The sequence below is a fragment of the Dactylosporangium vinaceum genome, from assembly GCF_019904175.1.
Taxonomy (GTDB): Bacteria; Actinomycetota; Actinomycetes; order Mycobacteriales; family Micromonosporaceae; genus Dactylosporangium; species Dactylosporangium vinaceum.
This window is the reverse complement of the sequence record NZ_CP061913.1, coordinates 3,728,610-3,742,414: the sequence shown is the minus strand read 5'-3', so window position 1 is coordinate 3,742,414 and position 13,805 is coordinate 3,728,610. Positions and strand designations below refer to the sequence as shown.

General features: G+C 72.0%; 8 protein-coding genes. All 8 read right to left on the bottom strand.

Features of this window, described 5'->3' with window-relative positions; translation table 11 throughout:
• Positions 1 to 90: 90 nt before the first annotated feature.
• The 8 genes from Dvina_RS16760 to Dvina_RS16725 all read right to left on the bottom strand — a co-directional run bounded on the left by Dvina_RS16760 (position 91) and on the right by Dvina_RS16725 (position 13,617).
• The gene (locus Dvina_RS16760; RefSeq protein WP_223103402.1) at positions 91 to 408 is read right to left on the bottom strand and encodes a hypothetical protein; all 318 of its coding nucleotides are present in this window, start codon (positions 406 to 408) and stop codon (positions 91 to 93) included.
• Positions 386 to 1,278, bottom strand: a protein-coding gene (locus Dvina_RS16755; RefSeq protein WP_380027322.1) for an IS5 family transposase whose coding sequence is annotated in 2 segments (ribosomal slippage) — positions 386 to 912 and positions 912 to 1,278 — 894 coding nt in all. Because the reading frame shifts where the segments join, the coding sequence is not laid out codon by codon here. Before Dvina_RS16755 ends, Dvina_RS16760 begins: the two co-directional genes overlap by 23 nt.
• Positions 1,279 to 1,634: 356 nt before the next feature.
• Positions 1,635 to 2,165 (bottom strand): hypothetical protein, encoded by a 531-nt coding sequence (locus Dvina_RS16750; protein ID WP_223103401.1) that lies wholly within the window; start codon positions 2,163 to 2,165, stop codon positions 1,635 to 1,637.
• A gap of 304 nt (positions 2,166 to 2,469) precedes the next feature.
• Positions 2,470 to 2,928, bottom strand: a complete 459-nt coding sequence (locus tag Dvina_RS16745) for a hypothetical protein (RefSeq protein ID WP_223103400.1) — start codon at positions 2,926 to 2,928, stop codon at positions 2,470 to 2,472.
• 1 nt (position 2,929) lies between these two features.
• Positions 2,930 to 3,679, bottom strand: coding sequence for a hypothetical protein (locus tag Dvina_RS16740; protein ID WP_223103399.1), 750 nt, complete (start codon positions 3,677 to 3,679; stop codon positions 2,930 to 2,932).
• Positions 3,676 to 4,902, bottom strand: a complete 1,227-nt coding sequence (locus Dvina_RS16735; protein ID WP_223103398.1) for an ATP-binding cassette domain-containing protein — start codon at positions 4,900 to 4,902, stop codon at positions 3,676 to 3,678. The genes Dvina_RS16740 and Dvina_RS16735 overlap by 4 nt, the downstream gene beginning before the upstream one ends.
• Before the next feature lie 893 nt (positions 4,903 to 5,795).
• Positions 5,796 to 12,500 carry a VWD domain-containing protein gene (locus Dvina_RS16730; RefSeq protein ID WP_223103397.1) on the bottom strand — a complete coding sequence of 2,235 codons (6,705 nt, stop codon included), beginning with the start codon at positions 12,498 to 12,500 and terminating at the stop codon, positions 5,796 to 5,798.
• 121 nt (positions 12,501 to 12,621) lie between these two features.
• A complete protein-coding gene (locus Dvina_RS16725) occupies positions 12,622 to 13,617 on the bottom strand; it encodes a hypothetical protein (protein WP_223103396.1) in 996 nt (331 codons plus the stop codon).
• Positions 13,618 to 13,805: the final 188 nt, after the last annotated feature.

Sequence of the window (13,805 nt, the reverse complement as noted above, 5' to 3'; positions counted from 1 at the left end):
GCCAGATGCATCACATGTCGTTGCCGCCACGTCGCCGGTACGCCTGCACGACTGGCACGTGCGGTGCGAACAGCAACGTCGGCAATCGGTTCAGGTCATGCGGCACGGTGCCGCCAGCATCACCGACACCACACCGTCGATGGCCTGGATCCGGTGGGCAGCGGCCATGGTGCCCTCGGTCTGGTACGCCGTCACCGGCCGGCCGTCGATCGCGGCGGGTACCACCCGGACGCCGCCGCTGACTCCGCTGTGTTCGATCGCGGCCTGCACGTCGCCTGGGCCCCGGCACGGTGCGATCTTGTCGCCGCAGGCGACGACGACGATCCGTACGCGGTGCGGAGTGGGCAGGCAGAAGGGCTCTGTACGGGCCGGCAGCGCCGCTCCGCTAGGTTCTGTCTCGCGGATCATGATTGTCGGGAACGGCGCGTAGCCAGTCGAGGGTTTCGACCAGGTCGAGGGTGGCCTGATCGTGGCTGCCCAACTTGTCGAAGCGGGTCGCGAGGCCGCGCCAGTGTTTGCGCCGGTTGAAGCCGCGTTCGACCTGATGACGCCGCCGGTAAGCGACGCGGTCGAAGTTCGGTGGCCTACCCCCGGTGCAGCCGCGTCGCTTCCGGTTGGCGATCTGGTCGTTGGGTTCCGGGATGACCGTGGTGATGTCCCGTGAACGCAGCAGCTCGCGGTTGGACCGCGAGGAGTAGGCCTTGTCGCCGGTGACCGAGTCCGGGCGCTTGCGTGGACGTCCACGACGACCGGGACGCGGGACCGACACCTGGTCCAGCAGCGGTTGCAGCTGCCGGGTGTCGGCGGCCTGACCGGGTGTGATCCGGGTGGCGAGGGACCGGCCACGTCCGTCGGACAGGGTGTGGACCTTCGTGGTCAGCCCGCCGCGGGAACGTCCGATGCCTTGCCGTGCCTGTGACTCGTCCCGGTCGAGCCCCTTTTACGGGCGCCGGCCGCATGCTGGTGCACCCGCACGATCGTCGAGTCGACCTGAGCGTCCCAGTCGATGTCGCCGTCCGCTTCGGCGAGCGCGAGCACCTGCTGTTTGAGCACGGCCCAGGTCCCGTCCGCGGCCCACCTGCGGAACCGCTGGTACGGCGTCTTCCACGGCCCGTACCGTTCCGGCAGGTCACGCCACGGCGACCCGGTCCGCTTCACCCAGCAGATCGCATTGATCACCTGTCGGTGGTCACGCCACCGACCACCCCGAACGGGCTGCGCCGGCAACAACGGCGCCAGCACAGCCCACTCGCCATTACGCAGATCACCACGGGCCACACCAGTTCAACGAACCAACGCCATGATCCGCGAGACAGAACCTAGCCGCGGACTGTCGAGATGGAGGGTTGGCCAACACGGCGGCGACGCAGCTGGCAGCGGGCTATGCGGTTGGCTCTGGTCGCGGCATTCTCTGGCGCATGGCGCGGCGCGGGCCGTTCGCCGGCGCAGTGGGCCGGAGGGGTTGACCTTCGTGACGCCTACGGGTAAGCCAACCATCTCCACCGCGGCAACTATTGCCCGGGTGGATGTCTGGCAGGTACTTGCACCACAAGCTGTGACGCGTTCGGTTTGAGAGCTGCCACGCCGCCCGGTTCTCAGAGCCGAACGGCGTGGTGCGCGCAAGGATGCGCTAGCTAACCAGCCCGGACCGGGGCCCGGCGCAGGGCCGCGATCGCGACCATGCCGCCCGCGGCCAGTACCACCGCAAGCACTAGGACAGTGACGGTGGTCCACGCCGGCTCGAACCCGCGCTCCACGAGGATCGGGCCGCCGGCGCAGGAGACGGTGATGCCGACCCGCTTGCGGCCGGTCACCTGGAGTCCGTAGTGGTAGGCGTTCCCGCCGGCCCGGACCGTCGCCGGCCGGTGCTGGAACACCTCGGTCCAGTGGGCGCCGCTGCCCGCGCCGAGCCCCTCCGCGTCGCCGCCGTCGGGGGCCAGGCTGCAGTCGGACCCCGCCTCATGGCGCGGCGCCTGCTGGTACACGGTGAACGTGACGCCGGGCTCCAGCTCGACGTGCACCGAGTCGCCGGGCCCCGCGACCGGCCGGGCGGGCCGGTCACCCGTCACGGTGGCCTGGCCCGCGACGAGGCCGCCACAGCCCAGGAACACCAGCAGCAGTGCGGGCGGCAGCACGTACCACCAGATCGCCGGGCGCGAACGCATCACTCTCCTTCTGTGCGGGATGGTCGGGTTGCCGCGCCGGACGAACGGTGACGGGTGAGGTCAGGTCGATGGCCCGTTGTGGTCCGAACAGTAGCCGTCGATCCACGTCCAGTCCGGTCGGACACCGGCGCGACGATCGCGGCGGGGGAGACCATCGTGAGGCCCGTGTTGTCCATGGTGCCGCCGACGAAGCCCTTGTCGATGCGGCCTGCTGCCGCAGTACGGCACCTGAGCGGCGCAGCGCCCATGACGGACGTTCCAACCCGCTCACGGCGGTAGCGACTTCGCTGAAGCCCGTTCCGGATCAGTGACCGCATATCCCGCGTGCGGCAAAGCCGAGTCCCAGCAGGGCCAGCGCGACGATCCCCATCACGGCCTGCAGGACGTCCAGCCCGACGAAGGGTATCTGGACGACGAGTTCGCCGCCGAGCAGCAGCCCGGCGGCGATCGCGGCGGTGCCGACCCGCGGTGAGCGATGCCAGGCCAGGAGTGTCACGCAGGCGCAGGGCACGGCGACGCTGGCGGCAAGCCAGAGCCCCGGCACTACCCACGAGTGCAGACCCACTGGCTCGAGATCGCTCACTGGTGGCGTGTAGGTCCCGGTGATCAGCTGTACCGCCCCGCCGATCGCGGCGACGCTGGTGACGCCGGCGACGAGGCCGAGCGTGCGCCGCCACGGCCCCGGCGGTGGCGTCGCGGCGAGACCAGGGCCCGCCGCCCCGTGTGAACGGTGACCGGTCCCGGAAGCTCCGGTGGCTGCCATGTCAGACCTCCCGTCTCGAGGTTCGGTAGGCAGCGATCGCCAGCAGCGCGACGGTCGCGGCCAGCGACACCGCCACCGCGCGTCCGTAGCCCGCGATGCCGTCGTCGGTGAGGACGGCCGCCGGCGCGGTCAGCAGGCTGCTGGGCAGCCACGGGCGCAGCACGGGGACGGTGGCTGATACCGGCAGCACCAGCAGGAGTACGACGAGGGAGATGCCGACGGTGGCCAGCGTGGTTCGGCTGACGGTGGCGGCGGCGGTGACCACGGCCACCGCGAAGACCAGGAACACCGCTCCCAGCGACGCGCCGAGCAACACCCGGGCGGTGGGCAGCGGGGCGAGGACCACTGTGGTCTCGAACCAGGCGGCGGCGGTACCGAGGAAGTAGGCGATGAGCGCTGTCAGGCTGACGGCGACGAACCGCGGCCAGACGAGGGTGAACCAGCCGGTGGCGCGGGTGCGGTAGAAGATGGCCAGTCCGCGGTGGGCGTCGAGGGACAACACCCCGGCCGCGACGACGGCGAGCACGATCAGGCCGGTCTGGCTGCCCTGGCTGATGAAGTTCTCGATCCCGTCGGCCGGTTCCGGTGGCGGCGCGATGATGGTGACGTCGGAGGAGCTGAGTTTGACGATCTGGGCCATGTACTTGGCCAGCAGCGGGCCGGCGAGGCCGAAGAACGCGTACACGGCGATCAGGGTGATGCCGCGGGCCGAGCGCGTCATGCGCAGCCATTCCAGTCGCCACGGAGTCATCGCCGCATCTCCAGGATTTGTGGTACCGCCGGGCTGTTCGCGGTCAGGGCCAGGAAGGCACTCTCGAGGTCGGCCGCCAGTGGTTCGCACGAGATCAGTCCGGCGTCACTCGCGGCGAGCACGGAGGGAATACCGCGTTCACCGTGCGCGACGGTGTCCGCGGTGAGCTGTATCCGGTCCCGGTCGATGAGGTCGGCTCGCACCACCCATGGTTGCGCCCGGAACGCGTCGGCGATCCGCTCGACCGGCCCGGTGAGCCGCAGCGACCACGTCGGTTGCAGATGCTCGTCGATCAGCCCTCGCGTGCTGCCCTGGTACAGCAGCCGGCCGGCGCCGAGCACGCCGACGGTGTCCGCGACCCGCTGCACGTCGGCGAGGATGTGGCTGGAGAAGACGACCGTGCGCCGGCCGCGCATCCCTCCGACGAGGTCGAGGATCTCCGCCCGACCGGCCGGGTCCAGGGCGGCGGTGGGTTCGTCGAGCAGCAGCAGCCGCGGATCGCCGACCAGGGCGGCCGCCAGGCCCAGCCGCTGTGTCATACCGCGGGAGAAGGCGCCGACGCGCCGGTCCGCGACGTCGTTCAAGCCGGTCGACGACAGTGCTTCGCGCACGGCGTCGAACCCGAGGGCGGGCGCGACGTACTGCCGGGCGAGGTCGACGACCTCCGCGGCGGTCAGCCACGGCTCGAACTCCGGCACGTCCGGGCAGACGGCGACCGAGGTCCGCGGGACCCCGACCGCGATCGTGCCGGAGTCCGCGCGGCGCAGGCCGCTGAGGATCGACAGGAGGGTGCTCTTCCCGGCGCCGTTGGGGCCGACCAACCCGTACACCGCGCCCTCGGGAACCCGCAGGTCGACGCCGAAGAGCCCGGCGCCCGCCCCGTAGTCGCGCGTCAACCCCACAGTGGAGACCAGGACCGCGTCCGCCGCCCTGGGCCGGACGGCCGGCACGGGCGAAGCCGGCGGCTCCGGAGCGGCCCGAAGCGCCGGCCCGGACGTGTCCGCAACGGTCTGGCTGCGGCCGCGTACCAACAGGTACGCCAGCGCGCCCCAGGGAACGGAGATCAGGATCACGACGGCCCACACCCACTTCGGCACGTACGGCGCCGACGGAGCCCGGACGAGGTGCACCAGCGCGTACGCCATCAGGCCGAGGGCCAGCACGGCCAGCGGCAGCAGCGCCAGGGCGGTGGATCCGCTGGGCATGTTCACCGAGATGCCCATGGCCGCGCCCCCGTCCCGGGCTGGACGGCGATCGCGGACGGTCGCCGCAGCAGCGCGCCGGTCGCGGCCGTCACCGCCGTCAGCACGATCGCTGTCACCGGCATCCGATGGGCCGGCCGCATCGCATTCGAGTCACCCACAGCGCTCAGCGTGCTCAATCCCGCACGGTTGCAGAAGCGTCCAAAGTCCCGCGGAGCCGAGCCACCAGTCACTCCCTCAGGCGCAGCCCGAAGATCCACACGATCGGGTGTGCCGGCTGGCCTACGACGTCCTACGGGCCGCCTGCCACCCGGCCGCCGACGAGGTGCCGAGTACGGCCTGGCCAGGGGCCGCCAGCGCTCTCGCTCCAAGTCGGTCTCCTCCACCGCACTGACCTGGTCAACGAGCGCCTGCGGAGACGAGCTGCCAGACGTCATGCCAGTGCGGGGCTCCGTCGACCGCGTACCGGTCGACGACGGCCGCCACCGCGTCGTTCATGAGCAGTACCGCATCGACGTCGCCTCGCGGCCATCCGCGCGCGACTGTTGCGCCGACGCCGCGCTCCTCCTGGAACCGTCGCGGCCTCGGCCGCACCGGCACCCGCCGGCCCGCTCGCCAGCACCAGGCAAGGGCACCGACCGCCAGCAGGTCACACCGGTCGTCACGGACGGCGGCGTGCTGACCTTCACGCCCTCGCCACCGTCGCCGTCACCGGCACGGCAGACCCCATCACCTACCAGGTCGTCGACGCCTACGGCCAGACCGCATCCGCCAGGTACACGCCGACCGCCGATGCCATGCTGCCGGTCACTGGCACCGCCCCGGCCCGCATGGCGATCGTCGGCGTGCTCACGGTCCTGTTCGGCTTCACCGTGCGCCGGATGTCGCGGCCCGGGGCTGACCGCGGCCTCCGGTCAGGTGGGCCGGACGGTCAGGGCGTACGTCCCGGCGAGCCCTCCGGCGTCCACGACGAGCGTGTAGCTGCCCGCCGCGATGGTGCCGACGTTGTACGTCGAGCAGCTCCCCGACTTCACCTGGGTTCCCGTGCCGTCCAGCAGCCGCCAGTGCCCGTACGTGATGGTCTGGGTCGGGCAGCCGCTCAGGATCACGGTGAGCGCCTGGCCGCCGCTGGGCACGGCCAGCGTGTAGACGTCCTGCGCCGCGGTCGTCTCGAACTTCCCGGCACCCGAGGCGGCCGCGCCGTTGACGGTGTTGGCCGAGACGGTCAGCGGCAGCGCGCCGGCGAACGTCTGGGGCAGGTCCAGCGCCAGCGCATAGGTGCCGGCGAGGCCACCGGAGCTGACCGCGAGCTTGTAGGCGCCGGCCGGGATGACGCCGAGGTTGTACGCGCTGCAGCTGCCGGACTTGACGGTCGCCCCGGTGCTGTCCAGCAGCTTCCAGCCCAGGTAGGAGATCGTCTGCGTCGGGCACGAGCCGACGCTGATGTTCAGGCTCAACCCGCCGGACGGCACCGTGAAGGTGTAGATGTCCTGCGACGCGGCCGTCTCGAACTTCCCGGCCCCCGTCACCGACGCACCGTTGACCGTGTTCGCCGTCGCAGTCAGCGGCAGGCTCACCGCAAAGGACTGAGACGCCTCGACGTTCAGCGTGTAGGTGCCGGCCAGGCCGCCGGAGTCGACGACCAGCCGGTAGGCGCCCGCCGGGACCAGGCCCACGTCATACGCGCTGCAGCTGCCGGACTTGACGGTCGCCCCGGTGCTGTCCAGCAGCTTCCAGCCCAGGTAGGAGATCGTCTGCGTCGGGCACGCGGCGGCCGTCACGTTCAGGTTCTGCCCGCCGGCCGGCACCGTGAAGGTGTACACGTCCTGCGACGCCTTCGTCTCGAACTTTCCGGCCCCCGTGACGGCCACGCCGTTGATGGTGTTCGCCGACGCCGTCAGTGGCAGTGTCACCGCGAAGGACTGCGACGCCTCGACGTTGAGCGAGTACGGGCCGGCGAGACCGCCCGCGGCGACCACGAGCTGATAGGCGCCCGCCGGGACCAGGCCGAGGTTGTAGTAGTCGCAACCACCCGACTTGACCGTCGCGCCGGCGCTGTTCACCAGCTTCCAGCCCAGGTAGGAGATCGTCTGCGTCGGGCACGTGCCGGCGCTGATGTTCAGGTTCTGCCCGCCGGACGGCACGGTGAACGTGTAGATGTCCTGCGAGGCCGCCGTCTCCATCCGACCGGCGCCCACGACCCCCGCGCCGTTGACCGTGTCCGCGGACACCGCCAGCGGCACCGTCACCGCGAAGGACTGCGCGGCCTCGGCGGCGACCGTGTACGTGCCGGCCAGGCCACCGGAGCTGACGACCAGCTGGTAGGCGCCGGCCGGGATCACGCCCAGGTTGTACGCGCTGCAGCCGCCGTTCTTGACGGTCGCCCCGGTGCTGTCGAGCAGCTTCCAGCCGAGGTACGTGATCGTCTGCGTCGGGCACGCGCCGACCGTCAGGTAGAGGCTCTGCCCGCCGGTCGGGACCGTCAGGCTGTACACATCCTGCGACGCCGTCGTCTCGAACCTCCCGGCGCCCGTCACCGCCGCACCGTTGACCGTGTTCGCCGCGACCGTCAGCGGCAGCGTCACCGCGAAGGACTGCGGCGCCTCGAGCGCCAGCGCGTAGGTCCCAGCGAGACCGCCGGAGCTGACCGCGAGCCGGTAGTCGCCGGCGGGGACGGCACCGAGGTTGTAGAAGCCGCAGCCGCCGTTCTTGACAGTCGCCCCGGTGCTGTCCAGCAGCTTCCAGCCGAGGTACGTGATCGTCTGCGTCGGGCACGAGCCGACGCTGATGTTCAGGCTCAGCCCACCGGACGGGACCGTGAACGTGTAGATGTCCTGCGACGCCGCCGTCTCCATCTTGCCCGCGCCGGTCGCCGCCGAGCCGTTGACCGTGTCTGCGGAGACCTTCAGCGGCACCGTCACCGCGAACGCCTGGGCGGCCTCGGCGGTGATCGTGTAGTTGCCGGACAGGCCGCCGGAGTCGACGACCAGCCGGTAGGCGCCCGCCGGGATCACGCCCAGGTTGTACGCGCTGCAGCCGCCCGACTTGACCGTCGCCCCGGTGCTGTCCAGCAGCTTCCAGGCCAGATAGGAGATCGTCTGCGTCGGGCAGGCCGCGACGGTGACGCTCAGGTTCTGCCCGCCGGTCGGGACCGTCAGGCTGTACACGTCCTGCGACGCCGTCGTCTCGAACCTCCCGGCGCCCGCCGTCACCGTGCCGTTGACAGTGTTTGCCGTGACCGTCAACGGCAGGCTCACCGCGAACGTCTGCGGCGCCTCCAGGGCCAGCGCGTAGGTGCCCGCGAGGCCCCCGGCGCCGACCGCGAGCTGGTAGGCGCCCGCCGGGAGCAGGCCGAGGTTGGAGTAGCCGCAACCGCCCGACTTGATTGTCGTGCCGGCGCTGTTGAACAGGGTCCAGTGCAGGTACGTGATCGTCTGCGTCGGACAGGAGCTGACGTTGAGGTTCAGGCTCTGCCCGCCCGCGGCGACGGTGAACGTGTACACGTCCTGCGACGCCGCCGTCTCCAGGGTGCCCGCGCCGGGGGTGGCGGTGCCGTTCACCGTGCCGGCGCTGACCGCCAGCGGCGTCGTGGCCGGGAACGACTGGCTGGCGACCAGGCTCAGTGCGTACGGGCCGGCGAGCCCGCCCGCGTCCACCACGAGCCGGTAGTCGCCCGCGGCCGGTGCGCCGAGCGCGTAGGTCGAGCAGCCGCCGCTCTTGACCGTGGCGCCGGCACTGTCGAGCAGTTTCCAGCGCAGGTAGCTGATGATCTGCGTCGGGCAGGCGGAGACGTTCAGGTTGACGGCCGCTCCGCCCGCGCCGACGGTGAACGCGTAGACGTCCTGCGACGCGGTCGTCTCGAAGCTGCCGGCGCCCGCGGTCGCGGTGCCGTTGACGGTGCCGGACGCGACGATCAGCGGGAGCGCCACCGCGAAGGTCTGGGGCGCCTCGAGGTTCGCCGCGTAGGTGCCGGCCAGGCCGCCGGCGTCGAACACCAGCCGGTAGGTGCCGGCGGCGAGGACCGGCAGGTTGCTGTAGCCGCAGCCGCCGTACGTCAGCCGCGCGCCGGTGCTGTCCAGCAGCTTCCAGCCGAGGTACGTGATCGTCTGGGTCGGGCAGGCGGACACGTTGAGGTTGAGGCTCGCCCCGCCGCCGGCGACGGTGAACGTGTAGATGTCCTGTGACGCGCTGGTCTCGAAGGTGCCGGCGCCGGCGGTGGCCGTGCCGTTGACCGTGTTCGCGGTGACCTTCATCGGCGTGCTCACCGCGAACGTCTCCGGGGACACCAGGTCCACCGTGTAGGAACCGGCGGTACCGTCGGCGGAGACCAGCAGTTGGTAGTTGCCGGCGGGGAGCAGTCCCAGGTCGTCGTAGTAGCACCCGCCGCTGTCCACGACGCGCTGGGTGGCGGTGTCGATGAGCCGCCAGTTCGCGGGCGTCCAGTAGCCGGTGGCGGGGCACGAGCGCAGGCTCACCGCGAGCGGCCGCCCGCCCGTCGGCACGGTGAACGTGTAGGCATCCTGCGAGGCGGCGGTCTCGAACCGGCCGGCACCCGTGGTCGCCGTGCCGTTGACGCTGTTCACCGCCACGGTCAGCGGCACCGACACCGCGAAGGTCTGCGGCGCCTCGACGCTGAGGCTGTAGGTGCCGATCGCCCCCGGCCCGGTGACGGTGAGCGTGTAGGAGCCGGCATCGAGCGCGGCGAGGCTCTGCCCGCCGCAGCCGCCGGAGGCGATGGTCGAGCCGTTGGCCCGCTGCAGCCGCCAGCTCGGCGCCGGCCCGCTGCCGGTGGGGCAGCCGGACATCGCGAGGCCGAGGTGGGTGGCGGCGGTGGCGACGGTGAAGGAGTAGACGTCGGCCGAGCCGGTGGTCTCCAGAGAGCCGGCGCCCGCGGCCGTGGTGCCGTTAATGGTCCCCGGGGCGACCGTGAGCGGCAGGCTCGCCGCGAAGGTCTGCGCCGGCACCAGCGTGACGTGCGCGGTGATGGTGTCCAGCGCCATGCTGCTGCCGATGAGCCCGCGGAAACCGGACGGGGCCAGCTGCACGCTGAGCTCCGGCTGGTACTGCGGCGCCGTCATGCTCACGTGGTACTTCTGGTAGGCCGCACCCTGCGGTGTCGTACCGGAGCCGAGCGCGGTCACCGTCGCCGGCCCGGACGAGACGGTCGCCGCCGACGGGGTGAACGCGACGACCGCCGTGGTGGCGGGCGCGCCGACGGTGACGGTGAGGTGCTGGTTCTCGGCGTTGGCCGCGGTGAGCCCAACGGCGTAGACGTCGAAAGCGACGGTGACGCCCGAGTGGTTCGGCACGGACGGCACGGTGAAGCTGTACCCGCTGCCGTCGAACACCGGGCCGGCCGCCTTGCCACCGCCGATGGTCTCGATGCTGCTCGGCCGGAAGTTGCGGGCCACGGCGCCGTCGAAGGACTCGGCGACGTCCCCGCCGGCGTCCACGCCGTGGGCCGACACGTCCTGCAGGAACGTGGTGACCGCGGCCGCGGTGTCGGCGTAGGCGGCGTCACCGGTCTGGATCACGTCGAGCATGCAGGCGTCGAACTGCGGCCCGGCGGGCACGTTGTGGCTGTTGCAGGTCTGCCGGGCGATGTCCTGGTCGCTGGCCGGGAAGTTGTCCAGCGACACCACGTTGGACGGGAACGCATGATCGGTGAAGGTGGCGGTGTCCTGGTCCTCGCCGTAGCTGAACAGCGAGTCGCTGTTGGTGACGCGCCAGGAGTCGGCGAACGGGCCGTGGATGACCTCGGGCGTCGCCGTGCCCAGCGGGGTGCCGTCGGCCAGGGCCAGGTCGTTGCCGGGCACGCCGTCGTGGTTGCCGAGCAGGCCGGTGGTGGCGATGCCGGACGGGATGCTGAAGCCGATCCGGCGCCGGTCGAACACGACCTGGGCCTTGGAGGCGCCGAGCGAGACGATCGACGTGCCGCCGTGGCGGGCGAGCGTCGCGCCGTTGCCGAGGTCGGTGAGGGCCTGCGTCGCCGGCAGTGGCTGGCCGTTGACGACCGCGCTGCCGTCCGCGCCGAGCTCGACCCAGGTCCCGTTGACGGACAGGGCCAAGGTGGCGGGCATGGATATCGTCGTCGTGCCGGACAGCGCGGTGAAGCGGGCCTGCACGTCCAGGCCCAGGCTGGGCGCCTTGAGCAGGTGGAACTCGCCGACGGCCTGCAGATCGTAGGACAGCCCGTCGAGGGTGGCCATGTGCGGGTCGCCGAACGCGCCCCACTTGTACAGCAGGTAGATCAGGGCGATCACGGCGACAATCGCGATGGCCACGAGCCCGGCGGTGACCGCGAACGACAGCGTGACCGCGCCGACCTCGGTGTCGGCGAGGATCGCCTCGGCCACGAGCAGCTCGCCCGCGTCCAGGCCGGCGGCGGCGCCGTCTCCGGCCAGGATCGCCGCCTCCGACGAGGCGAACACGTCCGGTAGGTTCTGCACGATACTTCGCCAGGCGGCCTCGACCGCCTCGTCGGACAGCCCGGCCAGCCCCTCCTCCAGCGCGTAGAGGGCCTGGCGGCTGAGGTACACCTTCACCGGCTGCTGCAGTGCGACGAAGGCGATCACCGGGATCTCGCCGCCGACCATCCACAGGTCCGTGTGGGCCTTGACGGTGTCCCACATGTCGTCGATGCCGTTGTGGTCGGTATCGGCGCCGATCGTGCCCGCGTAGCCGTCTGCCAGCGCGTCGCCCTCGGTCTGGTTCTGCTTCTTGCGGTCCGGGCACGGCTGGAATGCCTTGTCGACCCAGATGACGCCGTCGTTGACCGGGTCGCTGTAGGTGTGGAACAGGTACTTCGAGTGCACCGCGGGGTCGTCCTTGCAGGCGGGGTCGAGCTCCACCTGGAACGTGTCGTTGATCGGCGTGGCGAAGTGCTGGCGGACCACCGGCCGCGTGCCCGCGGGCCAGGCCGTCACGTACGCCTTGACCTCGGTGAGCGGGTTGTCGTTGCTCCAGGTGCCCTTCATCTCGACCAGGCCGACCTGGCCGGCGGCGTTGTTACGGTCGTAGAGCACGAGATCGGGCCGCCCGCTGGCGCCCGGGACGGTGGTCTCCCACTGCAGGTTCGGCGTGATCCCGCTCGCCGAGCTGTCGCCGTAGACGCCGGCCGCGTTGAGCTGGGCGACGACCCGGGCCTGGGCGGTGCCCTCGGCCTGCAGCCCGTACGGCCGGCAGTCCTGGATCTTGTAGACCGCGTTCGGGACGAGCGCGCGGGGGTCCTTCACGCACGGGACGCCGGTGTAGGTCTGGGTGACCGGATTCCAGGCATAGCCGAGGCTCCACCGGGTCGACGTCAGGTGCTCGGCGATGCACTGCGCGCCGCCGTTGACCGGCACCGACGCGTCGTTGCTGTTCGGCGGGCAGGCGGCGAGCGCCTCCGCACCCGGCTGCCCGGCCGCCGGCGGGGGCGCGAGGCTGGTCGCCGGGGGCGTCGCACCGGGGACGGCGGCACCGCGCGCCTGCCCCGACGGCGGGGACTGCCGCTCGGATCGGGCCTGGGCCTGGGCCTGGGCTTGCGCGGCGGCCGCCGACACCGCCGTGGGCGATCCGGCCGGTGGCCCCGCGAGTGCGTCTGTCTGCTGGTTGGTGACGATCAAGGAGATCGACAATACGAAGATCAAAACATTTCGACAGGCGTTCAAGACTGCCCTCCCCCGTGACGGCGCGCGGACAGTATGTCAGCGATGGTCAACTCGGGCAACGGCCGCTGTCGATGCGTTCAGAACCTGATCAGCCTTTGTTCAGCAGGCCCGCGAAGGCGGCCCGGGCGGCGGCGAGCACCGTGTCGTCCGGGCCCTCCGGGCGCAGCCAGGCCCGCGGGTCGGGCGCCTCGACGAGGACCCGCCCGCCGCTCGCCGGCGTCGGCCGCCAGCCCGGCGGAACGCTCGCGCGGCGCAGGTGCTCCGGCGTGAGCAGCATCAGCCCGTGCGCGTCCGGAATCGCCCCACCCCACCGGGCGTCGTTGCGGGCGAGCGCGTCGACCGGCACGTGCGGCGGCCGCGGGAGCCGGCCGCGGTCGGACCAGTCCAGCGCCCACACCGACGTGACGGCGACGAGACCGAGCCGGGTCCGGGCGGCTCCGTCGAGCAGCGCCTGCCGGACCGGACCGAGATCCTCCCAGGTGTACCGCTGCAGGATCACCTGCCCGTCGGGGTTGAGCGCGACCCGGGCGGCTGGGGCGTCGACGACCTCGACCGGCCGTCCGGCGTGCAGGGCGGTGGCGAGGTACGTGGCGGCGTCGGGCGGCGCGGCTTGGTAGAACGGCCCCGTGGCGACCAGTGGCCGGGCCCCGACTCCGTGCAGGGCGCGCCGGCACCACCGCTCGGCCTCATCCGCGTCGTCCGTGAACGCGCCGTCGAGGGCGAGGTAGGCCGTCAGCCGCGGCTCGGCACCGCGCAGGAGCCCGGCCGGCAACACGGCGACCGGCACGGCCCGGACCGCCCCGTCGCCCGGCAGCCGTGCCGCGAACGCGTCGAGCCAGGCGGTGACCGCCTCCGGCCCCGACAGGTCCTTGAGCCGTACGGCGGCACCAGCGACACTGGGCAGGGCACTCTCGGCCCAGACACCGGGCGCGTCGGCGGTGGCGGCGCGGGCCGCCTCCTCGACGAGCCGGACGAGCGCGGCCTGCGCAACGCGGGCGACCGCGGGCGGCGCGTACTCGACCCGGACATCGTCGTACCCGTTGGCCTCGACGGCCCGGAACACCGATGCGTGATCGACAGTCATTCGGCCACCGTAACCCGTGCGCGGCGCCGGGCAGCGACGACCGGCGCAGGCCCGTGGCGGCCGGGTGCGCCCGCGTTTCGGGCCGGCCGGACGGTGGCTCGTCTCCGGCCACATGTTCCTCGGCCGACTTGGCCACCTCTTCGACCCGACAACCCCCAGCAACCGGTTCAACCACCTCGCGCGCCGTC